The 17,944-nt window shown below is 51.2% G+C and carries 21 protein-coding genes, 1 tRNA gene and 1 pseudogene; 12 read left to right on the top strand and 11 right to left on the bottom strand.

Annotated elements, in window-relative coordinates; genetic code table 11:
- Nucleotides 1–6: 6 nt before the first annotated feature.
- Nucleotides 7–1,650, bottom strand: a complete 1,644-nt coding sequence (locus AB4O09_RS25825) for an alkaline phosphatase D family protein (protein WP_460107638.1) — start codon at nucleotides 1,648–1,650, stop codon at nucleotides 7–9.
- A 356-nt stretch (nucleotides 1,651–2,006) separates the two neighbouring features.
- On the opposite strand from AB4O09_RS25825, the gene AB4O09_RS25820 reads away from it, so the two are divergent.
- The 4 genes from AB4O09_RS25820 (at nucleotide 2,007) to AB4O09_RS25805 (ending at nucleotide 3,956) form a co-directional block, all read left to right on the top strand.
- Nucleotides 2,007–2,492 (top strand): DUF3592 domain-containing protein, encoded by a 486-nt coding sequence (locus AB4O09_RS25820; RefSeq protein ID WP_460107636.1) that lies wholly within the window; start codon nucleotides 2,007–2,009, stop codon nucleotides 2,490–2,492.
- Nucleotides 2,493–2,560: 68 nt separating this feature from the next.
- The gene (locus AB4O09_RS25815) at nucleotides 2,561–3,163 is read left to right on the top strand and encodes a hypothetical protein (RefSeq protein WP_003197950.1); all 603 of its coding nucleotides are present in this window, start codon (nucleotides 2,561–2,563) and stop codon (nucleotides 3,161–3,163) included.
- Nucleotides 3,164–3,235: 72 nt separating this feature from the next.
- Nucleotides 3,236–3,718 carry a hypothetical protein gene (locus AB4O09_RS25810; RefSeq protein ID WP_003197952.1) on the top strand — a complete coding sequence of 161 codons (483 nt, stop codon included), beginning with the start codon at nucleotides 3,236–3,238 and terminating at the stop codon, nucleotides 3,716–3,718.
- Between the two features lie 4 nt (nucleotides 3,719–3,722).
- Entirely contained in the window at nucleotides 3,723–3,956 is a 234-nt protein-coding gene (locus AB4O09_RS25805; protein ID WP_003197955.1) for a hypothetical protein, read from the top strand.
- Nucleotides 3,957–3,993: 37 nt separating this feature from the next.
- Here AB4O09_RS25805 and AB4O09_RS25800 read toward each other — a convergent pair whose 3' ends face one another.
- From AB4O09_RS25800 to AB4O09_RS25790, 3 genes are read right to left on the bottom strand one after another with little or no spacing between them, the layout of a single operon-like run.
- Nucleotides 3,994–4,248: a colicin E3-like toxin immunity protein gene (locus AB4O09_RS25800; RefSeq protein WP_460107633.1), complete on the bottom strand. Its 255-nt coding sequence runs from the start codon at nucleotides 4,246–4,248 to the stop codon at nucleotides 3,994–3,996.
- The gene (locus tag AB4O09_RS25795) at nucleotides 4,239–4,496 is read right to left on the bottom strand and encodes a colicin E3-like toxin immunity protein (protein ID WP_038857523.1); all 258 of its coding nucleotides are present in this window, start codon (nucleotides 4,494–4,496) and stop codon (nucleotides 4,239–4,241) included. The genes AB4O09_RS25800 and AB4O09_RS25795 overlap by 10 nt, the downstream gene beginning before the upstream one ends.
- Before the next feature lie 7 nt (nucleotides 4,497–4,503).
- The gene (locus tag AB4O09_RS25790) at nucleotides 4,504–5,727 is read right to left on the bottom strand and encodes a colicin E3/pyocin S6 family cytotoxin (RefSeq protein WP_460107630.1); all 1,224 of its coding nucleotides are present in this window, start codon (nucleotides 5,725–5,727) and stop codon (nucleotides 4,504–4,506) included.
- A 492-nt stretch (nucleotides 5,728–6,219) separates the two neighbouring features.
- Between AB4O09_RS25790 and AB4O09_RS25785 the strand changes: the two genes are divergently transcribed.
- Complete coding sequence (locus tag AB4O09_RS25785) at nucleotides 6,220–6,579, top strand: DUF6124 family protein (RefSeq protein ID WP_460107627.1); 360 nt, start codon at nucleotides 6,220–6,222, stop codon at nucleotides 6,577–6,579.
- Nucleotides 6,580–6,724: 145 nt separating this feature from the next.
- Here the strand turns inward: AB4O09_RS25785 and AB4O09_RS25780 are convergent, their stop codons facing one another.
- Nucleotides 6,725–6,976: a hypothetical protein gene (locus tag AB4O09_RS25780; RefSeq protein ID WP_460107625.1), complete on the bottom strand. Its 252-nt coding sequence runs from the start codon at nucleotides 6,974–6,976 to the stop codon at nucleotides 6,725–6,727.
- Between the two features lie 426 nt (nucleotides 6,977–7,402).
- On the opposite strand from AB4O09_RS25780, the gene AB4O09_RS25775 reads away from it, so the two are divergent.
- On the top strand, nucleotides 7,403–7,756 hold the full coding sequence (locus tag AB4O09_RS25775; protein WP_460107623.1) for a DUF6124 family protein: 354 nt from the start codon (nucleotides 7,403–7,405) through the stop codon (nucleotides 7,754–7,756).
- 106 nt (nucleotides 7,757–7,862) lie between these two features.
- On the opposite strand, the gene AB4O09_RS25770 is transcribed toward AB4O09_RS25775, so the two are convergent.
- Together AB4O09_RS25770 and AB4O09_RS25765 are read right to left on the bottom strand one after the other, a co-directional pair.
- A complete protein-coding gene (locus AB4O09_RS25770) occupies nucleotides 7,863–9,320 on the bottom strand; it encodes an ATP-dependent nuclease (RefSeq protein ID WP_460107620.1) in 1,458 nt (485 codons plus the stop codon).
- A complete protein-coding gene (locus tag AB4O09_RS25765) occupies nucleotides 9,317–10,501 on the bottom strand; it encodes a GmrSD restriction endonuclease domain-containing protein (protein WP_460107617.1) in 1,185 nt (394 codons plus the stop codon). Before AB4O09_RS25765 ends, AB4O09_RS25770 begins: the two co-directional genes overlap by 4 nt.
- Nucleotides 10,502–11,002: 501 nt before the next feature.
- On the opposite strand from AB4O09_RS25765, the pseudogene AB4O09_RS25760 reads away from it, so the two are divergent.
- The 5 genes and pseudogenes from AB4O09_RS25760 to AB4O09_RS25740 all read left to right on the top strand — a co-directional run bounded on the left by AB4O09_RS25760 (nucleotide 11,003) and on the right by AB4O09_RS25740 (nucleotide 14,493).
- Nucleotides 11,003–11,363: pseudogene (locus tag AB4O09_RS25760) on the top strand (DUF6124 family protein).
- A 213-nt stretch (nucleotides 11,364–11,576) separates the two neighbouring features.
- On the top strand, nucleotides 11,577–12,020 hold the full coding sequence (locus tag AB4O09_RS25755) for a hypothetical protein (protein WP_460107615.1): 444 nt from the start codon (nucleotides 11,577–11,579) through the stop codon (nucleotides 12,018–12,020).
- A 430-nt stretch (nucleotides 12,021–12,450) separates the two neighbouring features.
- Entirely contained in the window at nucleotides 12,451–12,936 is a 486-nt protein-coding gene (locus AB4O09_RS25750; RefSeq protein WP_460107613.1) for a toll/interleukin-1 receptor domain-containing protein, read from the top strand.
- Between the two features lie 146 nt (nucleotides 12,937–13,082).
- Entirely contained in the window at nucleotides 13,083–13,451 is a 369-nt protein-coding gene (locus AB4O09_RS25745) for a hypothetical protein (RefSeq protein ID WP_460107611.1), read from the top strand.
- Nucleotides 13,432–14,493: a beta family protein gene (locus tag AB4O09_RS25740; RefSeq protein ID WP_460107609.1), complete on the top strand. Its 1,062-nt coding sequence runs from the start codon at nucleotides 13,432–13,434 to the stop codon at nucleotides 14,491–14,493. Before AB4O09_RS25745 ends, AB4O09_RS25740 begins: the two co-directional genes overlap by 20 nt.
- On the opposite strand, the gene AB4O09_RS25735 is transcribed toward AB4O09_RS25740, so the two are convergent.
- From AB4O09_RS25735 to AB4O09_RS25720, 4 genes are all read right to left on the bottom strand, one after another.
- Nucleotides 14,490–15,251 carry a sce7726 family protein gene (locus AB4O09_RS25735; RefSeq protein ID WP_460107606.1) on the bottom strand — a complete coding sequence of 254 codons (762 nt, stop codon included), beginning with the start codon at nucleotides 15,249–15,251 and terminating at the stop codon, nucleotides 14,490–14,492. The genes AB4O09_RS25740 and AB4O09_RS25735 overlap by 4 nt on opposite strands.
- A 245-nt stretch (nucleotides 15,252–15,496) precedes the next feature.
- Entirely contained in the window at nucleotides 15,497–15,901 is a 405-nt protein-coding gene (locus AB4O09_RS25730) for a hypothetical protein (RefSeq protein WP_460107604.1), read from the bottom strand.
- Nucleotides 15,902–15,997: 96 nt separating this feature from the next.
- On the bottom strand, nucleotides 15,998–16,327 hold the full coding sequence (locus AB4O09_RS25725; protein WP_460107602.1) for a hypothetical protein: 330 nt from the start codon (nucleotides 16,325–16,327) through the stop codon (nucleotides 15,998–16,000).
- Nucleotides 16,328–16,694: 367 nt separating this feature from the next.
- Nucleotides 16,695–16,779, bottom strand: a tRNA-Leu gene (locus AB4O09_RS25720).
- 108 nt (nucleotides 16,780–16,887) lie between these two features.
- Between AB4O09_RS25720 and queA the strand changes: the two genes are divergently transcribed.
- Nucleotides 16,888–17,937, top strand: a complete 1,050-nt coding sequence (gene queA, locus AB4O09_RS25715) for a tRNA preQ1(34) S-adenosylmethionine ribosyltransferase-isomerase QueA (protein ID WP_028237240.1) — start codon at nucleotides 16,888–16,890, stop codon at nucleotides 17,935–17,937.
- Nucleotides 17,938–17,944 lie beyond the last annotated feature (7 nt).

Here is a 17,944-nt window from a genome sequence, read left to right as displayed (position 1 = left end):
CGGGAGTCAGCGAAGTCGTAGGGTTTTCACCACGGCTTCGCCTTGTGAGCCACCAGGCCAACAGAGATCGACAGATGCCGAGGCTCCACCCGCTACGTGGAATATTGCAAAGTTCTTGTCTTCCGAGTGACTGAAAAGGTGCTCGAAATAGATGGAGTCATGACCGTTGATCTTTCCAGAATTTGCGATCCCGGTTCCGGCGAACTGCCCGGCGGGCATTCGGGAAATAGCGCTGGAGGTCACCTGATAAATACTGGCTTTACGATATTTATCATGGCTCAGTCGAAACGCAGCGGCACAGTGAACGTCGCCACTGATGAACACCAATGTCTTGCCGCTTTTGTCCAGCGCTGGAAAGATGGAATCGAGCAGAATGTTTCGCTCTGCATGGTTGCTGCTATGGTCCCACTCATCCATGCAATCATCTTTGGCGGAGTCAAGCCAGGAACCAGCCGTCAAGAGCACCGATTTCCAGTGAACGAATGGCACCGGGCTAACCACAAATAACAAGGGAGAGGATGAGTTCGCGCTACTTTTCAACCATCCTTGGAATCGTTCGATTTGTTTTGTGCCGAGAAGAAAGTTCTTCTTTTCCGGGGTTTCGACGTCGTGATGTCCACGCATGTCAAGCATATAAAATGGAATGCCGCCTTTTTCAAAACCGTAATCCCAGATACAGGTCTCTGGTTTTTTCAAAGAGCCTTTGGAAACGCCAGTCTCGGGATTGTGGCTGTGCGCATATTCAAAGTAAGCCGTCCGCGCAGCCGTCCACATTGAATTAACCAATTTTCTATCTATTACCTTGTCATCGCGTTCGAAATACCTGGAAATTATTGCGATTCGCTCTTCGTCGGTACGAGAACCCCAGCCATCCATGATTTCATGATCATCCCAGATCATGTATTGCGGGTATTTGGAGAACGCTTCCTGGAGGTGTGGAAATTTCCAATACACTCGATAGTACCAGCGATACAGATTGAGCAGGTACGCGTCGAGCTTTTTAAGGTCAAGCTTACCTTTTGTGGAACACTCTGCGATCAAGTCGTCCTTGTTGTCTTTCAACCACTCCCAGATGTCAGGAAAGTGCTTGCTTTCCTGGCAATCAACATACACCTGATCGCCACCCCCTATAGCGAATCTGGCGTTTGAAACATCCATTTTTTCCAGAAAGAGAGGCCAGGCGCCATAACTTCCATTTGCGTTGAACGGATCATGGCAACTATAGAATCCAAAGCTGAAATCAAGCATCTCGTCTGCCATGGTCCTGAAGGCGAGTGACTTATGACAACCGATTTCGGTCCTGCGGAATGTGTCCGTACCGTCTGTCTCGTCGGTCATTAAATAGTAGAAATAAGTCGTGTCTTGATCCAGGCCCTGAAGGTCGAAGGTATGGGTCAGATCATCTTCCCAGCTGAATGCGTATGAGTCATAAGCACAGTTATACGGTTTCAAAAACTCGGCCAGCGGTTTGCCATCCAGCTTTACCAAATCTCCTTCGATTGCATTCTTTGACCAAACCAGGCTCCAGTTTCCTGGTGTATAGACGCGAATCCAAATGCGTGCAGACTGGGTGGTGACGTGTCCGATAATACTTGCACTTTGTAGTTTGGAAACGTCGTACTCGTTATTTCTAGGGTCGACCAAAGCCATGGGGAATTCCTTTGTCCGAGCATAGTTGTCTCAGAACAGGAGATGAGTCCGGTTCGGATGCTTACGTCCCTCCGGCAGGATCTACGGCGAAGGATTCAAATCCAATCAGGATGGAGGCATTGTGAATATAGCCGTACCGTTTCGCTTGTCGAATCGACTCGCCTGTTTTTGGCGATAATTGAAAGTGTTGACGGCGTGCTGTTAAGTAAATGAAACACTTGGCAGGATAACAATTCGTTGAACCCTGCTTATCGACAGGCCGACAGCAACGAACGGGCCGTGGCCTCAATAAAAACTCAAGTTGCCCGGTCGCTCGCCGATAGGTTGCGCAGCAATCCCATTCGAAGGACCGGAGCATGTTTTACCCACGCGAAGCTGAAAAAGACCACCTGTATAACCGAATCGTCCTGCTTACCGTTGCTTGCTGTGTACTGCTATTTCTAGCCTCCCTGGCAAAACACTCAGGGTCCATTTATGGGGCCATTCGGTGGAGCGCTGTCGAGGTAAACGGCACCGTGACGCAACTGGAAAGCATCCCGATGAATGAAAACGGCATCATCATTCGTTACCAATATGCCGACGGTGATCAGCAAGTCCATGAAGACGAATACGTGGACCAACGCTATAACGAACATGATCAGTACGAGGTAGGGGGTGACGTTCCCCTGCTGTATTCACGTTGGTTTCCCCAAATCAGCAGCATCGCCACCGAGCTACACACTTATCGCGCCAGCTTCTTCGTCATGGCTGGCGGGGTATTGCTGACATTGGTGTTCTTCGGAATTTCCTTCATGACGTTCGGTCGCATTTACCGCATGAAAGAAGAAGACCGCTTCTGTTGAGCGGTCTGGCAACAACCGCTCAGGCAAACCGGAGTGCTGCGCGCCTCCTCATGGATAAGGAGTTATGGATGACCGCTGTCTCGACACTCAAGCAGTACTCGCTAAAAAGCTGGGCCGCGATCGTGGCGATTGTTGGCTTGTTGGCCGGGTTCCCCAGCATTTCATCCTGGTTGGCCGAAATGAGGGCCGACTACTACAAAAGCCACTTCATTGGTCGTTGGACCGAAGCGTTCAGCTATCCCAACGGCGACGGCATGAAGTTCGAGTTCAAGGGCACCATCGAATACTTCGCCAACAATCATTACAACGTCAGCGGCGTCGTCGCGCTGGTTGGGACAGAGCCTTCGAAGCCGTTCAGGCTCGAATACAGCGCCAATGGCGCCGGCACCTGGAGCGCAGACAGCGAAAACCTGTCGTTCACGCTGCAGCAGATGAAGACGTTACCCAAGACCTACTCGGTTGACGGCCAAGATATTTCGCCTTTGACAGTGGCGCAATTTATAGGCCCCAGCATGCCCAACCTCAGTGATATCTACCCCGAAGGGGGATCGGGGCAGGCGCGCATCAAGGAGGTGGATAAGAACAGGATGGTCCTGGAGCAAATGGATCTTGAGGGCAGGCCCTTTATCGTGACTGCGGATCGTCAGGTAGCAGGGCAATCCGAGCCGTAGCTTTACCATTTGCGAAAAGCGCACCGGCTAAGACAGAATCCCGCCTTCATAGACTCGATAAGGATGCGAGCATTGAAGTTTGAAACAGGCCAATTTTCTGGCAACCATGGAATTATCTTCAGCGTATCGCGCTTCACCCTGTCAGCCGATGAACGGGGTAGCCTCAGAACACTGCACTTTGGCGAAGCGAAATCCGCCCACTATGAAGTGAGCAACCAGGTGGTGGAGCTCTACGACAAAATGCTCGCCAAGGATTTACCCTGCCAAATGATGATCGGGATTTCAAAACCCCTGACCCGGCAACAAGGTGATTTACTCAACGCCCAACGAATGAGTATCGCCAACCTCACCACTGGCGTTTTCGCCACGGCGGCCGGCAAATTAATGCCCGGCGCAGCCCTTCCTGTGGGATGGGCGGTCCGCGAGTTCACACTGGGCAAGTTGCCGACCTATCACGCCGGTGATGTCATCGTTAGCCTGGATGCACAAGTTAGCGGTGGCATAGGTCCGCAACGCTCCGGATCCTCCATGATCATCAAGGCTCAAGGAGGTTAGGACTATGAGCGAATATGGCCTGTACGCCTTGGCATACGCGGTGTTCCTGCTGCTGTTCTTCTATATGAAATCCTACGACCTCAGGAAATGGCTCGGCATAACCCTGCTTGCGCTGGGATTCGCGAGTATTTTTGCGCTGCCATCCTTCATCTCGGGCTTTGATGTGGGTATCGCTTCAACCAGTGCTATTGCTATCGGTGCGGCACTGTTTTTTAGCCGGGCACGGTATGTGGCGTGAGTCTGTATTTCTCTTTAATCGACCACTCACTCCGTGGCTACCAGCTGTCTCGATAGTCGAAAGCAATCTGATAGTCGTAGCGGCTCCAATCAATTGAGTGTTGAAAGTGAGGTTGGAGGGTTTTTACCCATTCTTGGGGGACATCAAACCCTCCGTTATTTACATTGTTTTCGACTGGAATCCCTAGGGCTTCAATGACAGAGCCGTTATCACCCAAGTCTTCGGAATACTCCTCCCCCTCGTAGGATTCGGTTTGCTTGTTATACCATTCAAGTCTTAGTTTTAATCCCATTTGGCTCGGTACCGAAATGCAATTTGATAATCGAAATTTTCTGGGGCGATTGAATGCCCAAAGAAGGGCTGAATGATAGGTATCCATTCGGCGCGAACATCAAAGCCCCCGTCATATATTTCGGGTTCGCTTTCCAGATCCAATGCCGTGATTACTGACAAATCATCCCCCAAGTCGTTCGAATATTCTTTGCCTTCGCCCAATTCGGTTTTTTTGTCGTACCAATCCAATCTTATTTTTAAGCCCATCGAATCCTCACAAATATTTTTTGATGTTGCGGTTTTTTCTAGCTTTACCTACTTGCACTCCCGTCCGATGATCGAACGCGCCTAAATGACTTCCGTCGCTTGCGCGATATGCCTCTAACTCACCATGTTGGGAGTCCCATTCGTAAATGGTCCGTCCTTTAGGATCAACCCAACGTTCTCTGAGTCCAGCCCCTCCTTGTTTTGGTGTTTTCTTTTTTACCTCTTTGAGATTTGAAAAGCCGGTAATTTCTTCGGTTTCTGGTGCTGGATAGTAGTCATGGTCGGCGTTACCGCTTCGCCTGACAGAGACCACGACATAAACCGGCCGAACCCCCGAGTCCGCCGGGAACACCAGAATGAAATCCTTGTACTCCGGCGGATAAATCGGGTCGACGATAATGCTGTCGGCCATCGGCGTCGGCGGATAGATCCAGATGGGAGGCGCCTGGGGTGCTGCTTCCAAGGCAGGAATGGCGAGGGTGTCGGAAGCGTTGATGGCCGGCGTCCAGATCAGTTCGATGCCATCACCCATGTCGGCGATGAACTGATCGGCTCGCGGTGTGAACTGGACAACGTCGACCATTTCCCAGTCGCGATTCTGGCCGGTGTAGAAGCCGTAACCCTTGAGGCTGCCGTCGGGCTGCTGCTCGACGCTCAGGCGCATGCGGCTGCGAGCCTGCTTGAGATCGCGTAGCTGGTCTTCGCTATAAAGTGCGCTATCGCCCAGATTGGACGGCCAGAGCAGGGCGACGATGCCGGTCAGCAACGCTGCACCGACGGTGCCGCCGGCAACTGCAGCCGAGGAAGTCGCCGAACCGCCCAGCGCGAGCCTGCCCAAGGTAACGGGAACCGTACCCGAGCCGATCCGCTTGAGGGGGATCGTGCCGGATGGATCGGCGCTGCGACCGCCGAGCCACATGAGTTCGCCGTACTGCTTGACCAGATCTGCCGGGACGTAGCCGTTGGGGTTGCTGTAATCGATGATGCCGTTGGGGAGCTTGCAGCTCTTGGCAAACACGCTTCCGGTCACGCTGAATACGGGCTTTTTATCCACCGTGGCCCAGCGCTCTCGTTCATAGGCTGCCTGCCGGGCAAGCATGGCTTCGTGAGCCAACTGCCGGGCTTCGCGCTCGGCCAGTTCGCTGGCGGTCATGTCCCGATAGGTAACGTGATGCCCGTCGCCGCCGGGCGGGTTTCGGACCTGGGGGATATCTTTTTTGCGTGTCGCCACGTAGTGAATCTCGTCCGCTAAATGCAGCACAGACGCTAACGCGGGAAGAGAGGGGCGCGATGTAGGAGGTTTCTTGAAGTGGTCGTTCCGGTTTCCTCAAAACAGGTAGGGCTGGCTATGAGAGGCCGGAACAATTTGAAGTGTCAGATGGGGCTGTCAGTCATTGGGCAACCGCAACTCGCGAGCCGACGTCGCCTTGCGCCTTTGCCTACAACTACGCCAGAATCCGCCGGCTTGTTCGCCTTGGATTGCGTCGGTAGTTTGGGACCTGTCACTGCTCATCAGTGATCGGGTTTAGTCGCCCGTCGTTGCTAAGTCGTTCAAGCGTCCATCAGTCAGGTATCCCCATCCCTGCACTCGATGGTGGCTGTGCGCAGGGCGCCTCCGGGCGCGCCGATATCTTAGCTCGTCGGTCGACTAACCTGCGTACAGCTGCCTCCCAATCGTTTAGTCGCGAACGGGGAGTAGCCTCAACTAAAGAGAGCTAAGGCTATGGTCAAAATTACACCGAATCCTCCCGTTACAGATGAACCCACGTCTCGTGCACAGTCTGCTCGCAACAAAAAGCTCGACGACGCTGCCACTCGCGCGTTGGATTACTACCTGAAACCCAAGCCTAAGGGTGAAACGTCTGATAAGTCCGACTCCATTTTTCGGATTGATCCGGCTGTGGATTCTGAATGTTTGCTTGCGAATCTCAGTGAGAACCTGGCTTCGGCGAATGCCATGATCAATGATTTGGCGTTTGATCTGGATGGATCGCGGCGGCGTGTTGCGTTGGGGATTTTGCGGGTGATTGAGGAGAGTGAGCTGTTGGCGAATCGGGCTTTGGATATTGTTGAGGTGAGGTAGGTAGCAATATCACGTGCTACGTGAGTTGGAAAAAGGTCTTGCCCAGCAAGACCTTTTTTGTGTCGAGGAAGACTGTCGCAATGCAGTAAATTCAAGACCTCTCAGGGCAATTTTTTCGTTGTGGTACTGCTTGTCCCTGACACCGTTACCGGGCTTCTACGGACCTCAGTAATCGATTAAGCCTGGATATTGCGAAATGTATGTCATCTTGGGTATCCCCATCCCATTCCTCAATCGTTTCGAGCTCTATCTGTAGCCTTGCGATACGCTGTTTGATCTCTTCAATTTCAAGGGCACCACATTGCTTAGCGATTGCCAGCCAGCCGTCATCTGAAATTTTTTCCTGGAGAGACAAGCCTGACCGGGCATTCTCAATCAGCTTCTGTAAGTTACTCATCTACGATCTCGGGCGGGCTGCAAAAAAGGTGCTGGGAACTCTGACGATATCCTAAGAGTACGGGAGCGAAAACCCGCGTCAGCCCAGGCCGTCAGCCATTGGGCGAGCAGAACCTGCAAGCCCACATCGTCTTGCGCCTTTACCTACAACTACGCCAGAATCCGCCGGCTTGTTCGCTTTGGGCTGCGTCGGTAGTTTGGGACCTGTCACTGCTCATCAGTGATCGGGTTTAGTCGCCCAGGGTGAAACAGGTTGTGCAAGGCGTCATCCAGTCGGGATTCCCATCCTGCACTCGATGGTGGCTGTGCGCAGGGCGTCCTCGGACGCGCCGGTTTCTTGTTTCCCCGGTCGACTAACCTGCGTACAGCTGCCTCCCATCGTTTAGTCGCGAGTGGGTGATGGCTCCAACTACAAGGAAGCAAGAAAATGGCAAAAGATACTCCGAACCCTCCTGATACGAACGAACACGTCTCCCGTGCTCAGTCTGCCCGCAACAAGAAAATCGACGACGCTGCCACGCGAGCGTTGGATTACTACCTGAAGCCTAAGAGCGAAACGTCTGACAAGTCGGACTCCATTTTCCGGATTGATCCGAGTGTGGATTCTGAGTGTTTACTTGCGAATCTCAGTGAGAATTTGGCTTCGGCGAACGCGATGATCAGTGATTTGGCGTTTGATCTGGATGGGTCAAGGCGGCGTGTTGCGATGGGGATTTTGCAGGTGATTGAGGTGAGTGAGCTGTTGGCGAATCGGGCTTTGGATATTGTTGAGGTGAGGTAGGTTGGTGAGCCCAGCCTTTCAAAAATATCTGTAAGAGGGCAGATTCACTTGCCGAACTGGTAAGTAAATCTGCCCATTGAACGTGAATAGTCTTTGATCCCATCTGTTACTGAAGCGACTGCTTGGCTTTCTCGATAAAAGCACTCAGAAGCTGAGGGTTGTCATCGATCCACATTTCACATACTGATGAAAATAAACGATTAAAATCTATTCCTAGTGTAGCGCTGACGGAGTGAAAGTAGTCGTGAAAATCTTTGCCTGCAGCTACGGTTTTTGCTTGTGCAATTCGCGGTTCAGAAGTCATTAATGAAGTGGCAATTATTTTAGACGGTTTGGACTTAAAGTAATCCATCATTATTTCATCTGGAGCTTTGTTGCCAGGCAAGAAAAAGAACCTTTCACCATTACTTGGCAGTGATTTCTCGCGGCAGTCACCGTCGTATAGTCCAACGAAACTCCAGCCTTTATGAGGGAAGGCCAAACGTCTTAGGTCGGTGGTGATTTCACTTTCTGATCCGGATTTGTGATAGTAAAAACTGTCGACCGAGAAATCTTCAGCTTTATTGAATAAAGCTTTCGCAAAAAGTATTCCACCAACATCCTCTAGGAAGATCATGCCGATTTTAGGCGTGACTAGACCCAAACTATCCATGTGGGAGACGATTCCACCTGAAACTGGGTAAGTACGAACTCCATCTTCAGTGCGTAAAACAAGATGCATGCGAGAAGTTGGCATGCGACGCAAAATGTGTTCAGAATGCGTAGATAAGACCAAACTAGTACCTTGTTTGGCACAAGTCATAGCAATAAGGTTTGCTAGACGGTCTTGGCTAGCGGGAGGTAAAAAGCTTTCAGGCTCTTCAATAATGAGGATCTTACAACCCTCTACTCTATCGATGTAACCAATAAGCCACCAAAAATAAAATAGTGACAATTCTCCCATTCCCATTGCGGAACTGTTGTAGGTTACGCCTGCAGATTCAACGCAGAAATAGGGGAATGCCGGATAGTCAGAAAATTCTTCTTCAATATTGGTTACAGTGACCTTTGTATATTCATTGCCCGTTAGGTAGTTTAGGGTTTTTAAGTCTTCTTCAGATGCTATGTTTTGGCCGTGTTGTTCTAGTAGTTCTAGAATGTTACTTTGCTCTAACAGCATCTGCTGGAATAGAGGTATTAATGTGCACGGGTCAAACATAAATGATGTGGCGCCGAGAGGGGGGCCCTCTATGGAGGCGGCTACGATCGGTTCTAGGGTTCTTATAAATGTTTTTTTGTTGATTTCCAGAGCTAATTCAATTTTTGCCTTGTTTATCATTGGAGTGTCGAACGCGGCACGATTACTCCCTTCCGCAATTAAGCAGTTATAGATCAATCGAACTAGATTGCTTTTCCCTACTCCGTTCCGCCCTACAAATATATTTATGCCTCCGGAAAGTTGGATTTGTAAGTTGTCAAATACTTCATGCTCAATAAACTTTAAGTTGTTTAGGGAAATCCCATAGTTGCGTCGTGAGAGATCTTTCCAGTAATCATTGATTTTTGCCTCCTTTAGTATCGTCACAGCACGTCTCCCCAACGCAGATCTTTAGCAATTTTGGATAGGGATGCCTCACTAAAACTGATATCTTTTTGGGAGCTGAGATAGTGAAAATGTAAGTTTAATGGCGATAAGTCGTTATTTGGTTGGATTGTGGTTTGGTGGAATAGGGAGTAAAGGCCCCATAATATTATGTCTCGTAATATTACTGAGCTTGTATCAGCTACGCGAGAGCTAGCGCGGTCTTGGTATATTTGAATGGTTTTTACTAAAAAGGTCTGCGTTATGCCGTTGGGTATTAGCTCTTTCCCAATTACACCTTCGTGGTTTTCGCGCAAAGTTTCGAATTGGTCGTAAAAACTTATAACGGTATCTAAGTTAATTCCTTCATTCAATGCCTTGTAAATAAATATCAGCCATGATGAAATTGTGGCTTTGTTTAGCTTGCTGGCGCTGTTACGGTTTTCCAAGCATTCAAAAAGTAGCCTGAGGCATTCCACAGCTCTTGATGTTATTTCCGCGGAAAAGCCAGTTGATTCCCTATATCTGCTTGTTACGGTGTTTGCTGTTATTTTTTTTGTCAGAGTTCTGCTTTCGAGAGTTAATAAAAATTTTGCAAGTATATCGTCGTACGCCATGCGAGAGTTAGAAAAGCCCATTAGCTCTCGACTAAAGCCTCCTTCTTCCATGTGCTCGGTGAGATTTTTTATTTGTTGACGTGCTTCGCCAAAATAAGCATTTCGCTGTTCGGCAGATGTTAAGTTTGTAGGTTGATTTAAACGGTAGAAAAGCTCGCCTGGTTCGCGTGGTTTATAATCTGAGATGGTAAGAACTCTGATGGTGAAATCTTCGAATTTCCCTCTGATTTCTTGGCTTAAGTCACTCCAAAATAATCCATCAAGCTCCGCTATGAATTTCTCCGCCGGTTCTTGCTCACCATTTATAGGGAAGCCATCTTGCATAAAATCTCTTATCGCAGCTAAACGCTGCTGCCCATCGAGCACTTCCTGACGCTCGCTATTAGGCACCTGAATGACATGGATAGGAGGAATATGCCAGCCTCTTAAAACGCTATCGACTAATCGCTGTTTTTTTCCCTTACCCCAAACTTCGCCCCTTTGGAAGTTGGGTTGAAGGTCGAGCCTATCTGCACGAATTTTTCGATATAGGGTCGCGATATCTGGGTCCGATGGCGTTAAATGCATTTTCTAGTCCTTTATTTTCAGCAAGGGGGGAAAGAGGCAATTCACGCTACCAAAATTTTCTTGGTGGCAAAAGGCTAGCCGGAGGTTTATTTGTTGATGTTATCAAGGGCACGCCGGTCCCAGATCCCAGTAGACAAGGGGTAGGTCAATGGCTCGCAGGTGTCGTGGATCGCGGCTGTTCATTCAGCGCATACAAAGCCGACGTCGCCTTGCGCCTTTGCCTACAACTACGCCAAAACCCGCCGGCTTGTGCGTCTTGGACCGCGTCGGTAGTTGGAGTCCTGTCACTGCTCATCAGTGATCGGGTTTAGTCGTCCTGGGTGAAATAGGTTGTGCAAGGCGTCATACAGCCAGGACTCCCATCCTGCACTCGATGGGGACTGTGCGCATGGCGTCCTCGGACGCGCCGGTTTCTTGTTTCCCCGGTCGACTAACCTGCGTACAGCTCCTCCATCGTTTAGTCGCGAGCGGGTGATGGCTCCAACTACAGGAAGCAAGATAATGGCAAAAGATACTCCGAATCCCCCCTGATACGAACGAACACGTCTCCCGTGCTCAGTCTGCCCGCAACAAGAAAATCGATGACGCTGCCACGCGAGCGTTGGATTTTTACCTGAAACCCAAGCCTAAGAGCGAAACGTCTGACAAGACCGACTCCATTCTTCGTATTGATCCAAGTGTGGATTCTGAGTGTTTGCTTGCGAATCTCAGTGAGAACCTGGCTTCGGCGAACGCGATGATCGGTGATTTGGCGTTTGATCTGGATGGCTCGCGGCGACGTGTTGCGTTGGGGATTTTGCAGGTGATTGAGGTGAGTGAGCTGTTGGCTAATTGGGCTTTGGATATTGTTGAGGTGAGGTAGGGCTGCAGCGCTACGTGCCGCCTGGATTGGAAAAAGGTCTTGCCTAGCAAGGCCTTTTTTTGTGCCCGAGGCCCCAAAGGTTCCCTTTCTTCATTCATGAGGGCTTTTCTTCTACTAGCTGAGGTGTGACAAATTTTCGCAGGGCAGCAGTGGCGTTTTGCTGCTATACCTGAGTCGAGCATATATACGGCGCGGTGTAAACAGGAGTTCAGGATGAAGATTCTTGCAGGGTTGGTCGCGGGACTGATATTAGCGATTCTTGTTTCGACAGTTGTAGCCATCGCCGGGGCGGCATCCACGAGAGCCGCTGGAGGGGCTGGCGCGATTGTTTTCTTCGTAACGTGGATCATTGCACTAGCAATAGCTGTCTCCGCCCCTTCTGCTGGGAAGGCATGGCGCCGACTTTTGGTCACCTCGGGCATCGCTGCGTTCATGCTCCCCTTGGCTGGTATTGTTTTTACCGGAAGCCATATCGCGACCAACATTAGCGGCCCTCATTCAGGTGCGGAAACCGCAGGGGCCGCGATTGGTGGCACCTTGGTGAGTGGATTTCTAGGTTTCGTTGGTTTCTTTCTCGGGGTAATCTTTCTCATTATCGGTTTATTGGTCGGTCGAGATAAACAAGTGATCTGTATTCAGCCCCCACCAAACGCCTAGGAACTGAAAAAAGGTGCTGGTTAACTGGTTTGAGTACATATACGTAGCAGTTAATGTTTTGTGTTGTGAAAAGCGGGTAGCAAACTTATTTTTTAGCAGCGGGGGACGTTCTGGAATAAACCACCCTTTTGAATTTGACGCAACGGCATAGCGATAACTTTCAACGTTAGAGCACATGAACTGCTTAAACTTTGAATTGAAAGACCTATATCAAAGGGAGAATTACGACATGGCTAGATGTACAGCGCCAGTACGGGGACATAGTTCATCAGCAGCGGCTGCTGCCTGCCCAGCATGCCGTTACCGCACTAGCTACCGCTATGAGAGTTACGGCTCGTCCTACCCTGTGTCGGGTAGCAGTGGGGGGAGCTATGGTGGCAGTAGTGGCAGATCAAGTTCGCGGCCGCGCTGGTCGAAAGCGGATTCGCCCGTGTCTTACACTGCTACGCAAGTGCAGTCACTCACGCCAATCCGCGAAACCATTGAGAAGCGAGCAGCGGAGCAACCTGACCTTCGTGACGTCTTCCTGTGCCACGCGTGGGACGACCGGAGCGGGCCAGCCAAAGAGCTGCATGATCTGCTCGTGGCAGCTAATGTCAGAGTTTGGTTTAGCGAGAAGGACCTTGGCCTCGGCGTCCCGATGATGCGCGCTATCGACAAGGGCCTGGCGAACTCGCGTATAGGGCTTGTGCTGGTGACCCCTGCGCTGCTAGTGCGCCTTCCCAAGGAGAGCGTCGCCGATAAGGAACTTTCGGCACTTTTGGCTGGAAATCAGCTCGTTCCCATAGTGCATAACACGTCGTATGAGGCTCTCCGGAACGTCAGCCCTTTGCTCGCATCCCGAAGCGGTCTGGACACTGCAGAAGATTCAATGGCAGTGGTCGCGAAGAAAATCGCCGAACTTGTCGCTACCTAGTTTTCTTGCCACAAAAGGAAAAAATGTGATTTTCACCGCTAAAGAAAAAGGGCAGGGGTAGATTGTTGTTCAAGGTAATTGGCATTAAATAGCGTAGCAGTCGCTCAATAAAGAGGTGGCGTAAGCGCAAGGTAGAGGACTTGTGAATGGAATCAGCAAGTGCGTCAAACACTTCTTGGCTCGGTGCGACACTAGCCATCTCCGCGTTCATTTTCGGGGTGGTTGGGGTTGCCGCTCTTGTCTGGCAGGATAAAACAATTATTTTAGCTATAGCGGCTGGATCCTCCTTTACACTTGCGGTTGGGCTATGGGTAATAACACACCAACAAAGCAAACGCATCAGTGACCTGGAAACCGATCTAAAGGAGTCAAGGCGTCAGGCAGGAGAATGGAGTGCCACGTCCAGCAGTATTGCCACGGCGATACGCTCCATGTATGAACTGGCGGCTTTAACTCCGGAAGCTCCAGTTCGCCGAATAAGACCTCGTAATCAGGATGGTCAAAATGATAACTAGTAATGATCTTGACAGCATCAAGTATCTTCCGTGCTTTAGGTCAAGGAGAGCGGAGCTTCGTGGGTATAAGGAGCTTAGGCAAGCCACGAAGGATGGCGTGATTCCTCTCATTTCAATTGGTAAGCTCGGAACAACATCTGGCGTTCGGCAGGTTCTAGATGCGGTAAAGAATATTGTTCCTCGGGCTTTTATAGATATCAATTCACATAATCATCAGCATTGTGCGGATTTTTCAGAGTATCTTAATTCTGCTGGAAATTATGCCGCGTGGAGAGCCCTATTTCACGGTAGTGAGAACTATGTTCCGACCGCAGTTTTAGAACAGGGTGGCAATGTCCGTTCGTTTATTCGGCAAGTAATTGAAATTGAGGGGCGACATGGTGTAGTAGCTATTCGCTCGAGAAATGGTGTACACGACTTGCCTGCCTTACAAGCGGCGATTTCAGCTGTTGATGATGTAAATAACATACTGTTCGTGTTGGACTTCGGTTACGTCAGAGGGGCGATTGCACCGAGAGAATCCGAAGCTAGACGTCTAATCTCTGCTTTAAGAGCGATAGATTCAGTTGCGCGTGTCGCCGTCGTTGGATCTTCATATCCTCGTTCTGTCGCAGCCTATGGTGAAGAAAGCGGGGTGTTAGAAATTGAAGAACGGGAACTTCATGCGCAGATTGGTGGGGATCTTGTCGCAATTTATGGTGATCATTCATCAATATTTTCCGAGCCATTTGAGCCGAGTATAAGTCGATATGTGCCAAGAATTGATTATTGCTTGGATGATTCATGGATTTATCGTCGGTATAGGGAGAGCGCCGGTGGATACATGCAATGCGCGAGATCAATAATTCAGTCTCCGGATTGGGATCCAGTATTTACACAGACTTCTTGGGGGGCTGCGAAAATTGAAGAGACAGCTGTCAGTGTGCCTGCAGGCTTCGCGGCACCAGCAAACTGGATCGCAGCACGAGTCAATATGCATATTGAACGTCAATATATCGCATCGCAAGCTAGTGGTGACGATGATTTTGATGTCGATATTTAACGGCGTGATCTGGCTATCACTGGTCCTGAAGGAGAGTATATAAGGTCAGGATGTTCTGTTGGAATTGTCGGGTATTTTGTTAAGTCATCCGCCTCATAGGGTAGAGCGATTGGTCGTTTAGAACCGGTCGTTCTTCTCAGTGCAGGTATGGCTTCATAAGAATCCGTTCGCTCTCGCTGGAGTAAGAAGCGGTCGTGAACCTCTTTGAAGCGTATTTTTATAGCAGTGCGAGCGCCGTCAGCTAATATCGTTGGCGGCAGATTTTTTGCGAGGTCGACTAGGTCACTTCGATGGCTTGTTTTCTGATGCTTTATGCCGTTAGCGGTCAAGAGGCGACGTAGTTCGGTAGCTGTTATTAAGCTTATGGATGCTTCAGGTGATATTAATTTTGCCCGAGGCCGAATTTTTTCGGTTATTTCACCATTGTTCGATGCAACCCATAGACCGACACCGTTTGCATCTTTGATAAGTTCTAAAACTCGCTTCTCGAATTTTTTTGATACTACGAGAACAAACTTTTCAAAATGTCGGGAGAAAGACTTTATCTGTGCCGGAAGCCGGGAGAGAGAGTCTTTCTCAGATTTTAGCTCAAAGCCCCAAAGGCGACCATTTGCAAGAACGATATCGGTTCTATGTGTCCAGTTATCTACTGTCAGTTCTGACACTAATACAGAGTTTTCATCCAAAATTCCGGAGTTTATTAAGCGGTCAATAACGGCAGCTTTGAGGCGTGCCTCCGCGCTCTTTTCAGAGCTCATATATCCCTCCGCCATATGTTGTGTACCATTTGCGCCGGGCTGCACTCTATATGAAGCTCTACTAAGGTGGAAGGGACCTCTTCGGTCATCCGATCAACGAGGCGTAGGCTCATCCGTAGGTTAGCTTCGTTTTGAAAATCTTTAAAGACAATCGAGTGACGACGAGAGCAGAGGTAGCGGCTTTGCCGATATCGTATTTTTGATCAGAAGAAAAGGGACCGTTATGACTGTCTTCACAGCCCACTTCAGTCTTTGAAATCCGACAAAATAAACGACGTGCAGCTCGTAAGATAAACCTCAACCCTCTCCAACGACGGCATCACCTCGCTACATGACTCGTTGCGCTCCCCGTCCGCCTCCCGCATCACGCTAACGGAATACCCGCCCTCAACCCGCCGCAGGGTGCCAACATATTTAACTGCACGACCCTGTTCGTCACTTAACGACGTAGCGATCAGGTCCTTCTCCGGCAAGGCCAGCTCCGTTCGCACCATCAGCGCCTTACGCTTCGCGGCGTAATCCTTCGCGGCGATCGCGCCGACAATCGCGACGGCGATCCAGAAGAGCATTTCCAGGTTGCTAACCATTCGCCGTTTTGCTTCATGGGTTTCGGTTAGCCAACTGCCTATCGCTGTGATGATGTCGTCCATGGATTGCCTGCGTAGGAGCGTGTTTTGCCCGTTAAGTCTGCAACGCGGAACGTCGCGGGATGCGTTACCACGCGGCGTGGGAGCGAGCGCGGCGGTTTATAGAATATCTTTCACATAACCGTTAAGCGCGATGAGCGGAGCGTGAAGGTCGTCCATCTTCTGCGCAGCGCTGAAATCCGCAGCCAAACGATGCAGCTCTCGGCCCAGCACTGTATCCGCCCCGCCAATCGCCCCCAACGCTAAATCCAGGCATCGACCGATTTCGCCCTGAATCCCAGCCACATCGCCCCGCCTTATCAACAACCCAAAAACCTCCCGATCACACCCCCCCATCAACGGATCATCCCGCAGAATCGGGCTGTGACCCTCTGTCTCATAAGCCAGCTTGAGGGAGTAAAGAGCGACCGTTTCCAGCAGCAATTCCATGGGGTGAAATCCTTGGTGATTGGGTGAGGAGGGTGGGGTGATGGTTTATGCCTTGGCGGTGGCAACTCGGAGTATCGGTGAGGGTGGTGACTGCTTTGTGAGCGCTTCGCGCTCAAGCGGGAGCAAGCTCCCTCGCCACAGGTTCTTCTCCTACCACAGGATCTTCCCTGCCACCGGTTCTTCCTTGTCCCCAGGTTCTTCCTCACCATGGGGTTGGGTATTTGGGGCCGCTTCGCGACCCAGCGGGGATAAATCCCCTCGCCACAAAAGCGGATCGGGGTTTGGCTTGGATCTGCTTGGGCCCCGGCCAAACCACTTTCCTACAGACGAAAAAAAAGACCTTGAATTTCAAGGTCTTTCTTTAAGATGGTGCCCCGAGGGAGACTCGAACTCCCACTCCTTTCGAAAACGGATTTTGAATCCGCCGCGTCTACCAATTCCGCCATCAGGGCTCAATGGCGGCGAAGTATAGAGAGGTGCCTACCGTTGGTCAATCACGTTTCATGGTGAATTTTTGATATTTCCGCTAGACTTTCCGGCCCTGCTAGACGAACCCCATCATGCGTGTTGCTGACTTTACCTTCGAACTCCCGGATTCGCTGATCGCTCGCCACCCTCTGGCCGAGCGTCGCGCCAGTCGACTGTTGACCCTGGACGGGGTCAGCGGTGCCATGGCTCACCGTCAATTCACTGATTTGCTTGAGCATTTGCGCCCGGGCGATTTGATGGTGTTCAACAATACCCGTGTCATTCCCGCGCGTTTGTTTGGCCAGAAGGCCTCCGGCGGCAAGCTGGAGATTCTGGTGGAGCGGGTGCTGGACAGCCATCGCGTGCTGGCCCATGTGCGGTCGAGCAAGTCGCCCAAGCCCGGTTCGTCGATCTTGATCGACGGCGGCGGTGAGGCGGTGATGGTGGCGCGGCACGATGCGTTGTTCGAGCTGGAGTTTGCCGAAGAGGTGTTGCCGCTGCTCGACCGTGTCGGGCACATGCCGTTGCCTCCTTATATAGACCGCCCGGACGAAGGTTCGGACCGCGAGCGGTATCAGACCGTGTACGCCGAGCGCCTGGGGGCAGTGGCGGCGCCGACGGCGGGGCTGCATTTTGATCAGCCGTTGCTGGAGGCCATTGCGGCCAAGGGCGTGGAGACCGCGTTCGTGACGCTGCACGTCGGCGCTGGCACGTTCCAGCCGGTGCGCGTCGAGCGTATCGAAGACCACCACATGCACAACGAATGGCTGGAAGTGAGCCAGGACGTGGTCGATGCCGTGGCGGCCTGTCGCGCACGCGGCGGTCGGGTGGTGGCGGTGGGGACCACCAGCGTGCGCTCCCTGGAAAGCGCCGCCCGCGATGGCGTGCTCAAGCCGTTCAGTGGCGACACCGATATCTTTATCTACCCGGGCCGGCCGTTTCATGTAGTCGATGCCCTGGTCACCAACTTTCATTTGCCCGAATCCACGCTGTTGATGCTGGTTTCGGCGTTCGCCGGTTATCCCGAAGCCATGGCCGCCTACAAGGCCGCCGTCGAGCATGGATACCGCTTTTTCAGCTACGGTGATGCGATGTTCATCACCCGTAACCCCGCGCCACGCGGACCCGAGGAAACAGTATGAGTCGCAC

The sequence above is a fragment of the Pseudomonas sp. H1_F01 genome (assembly GCF_054681425.1).
The sequence above is the reverse complement of the archived record's forward strand: the minus strand, read 5'-3'. Positions and strand labels throughout refer to the sequence as shown.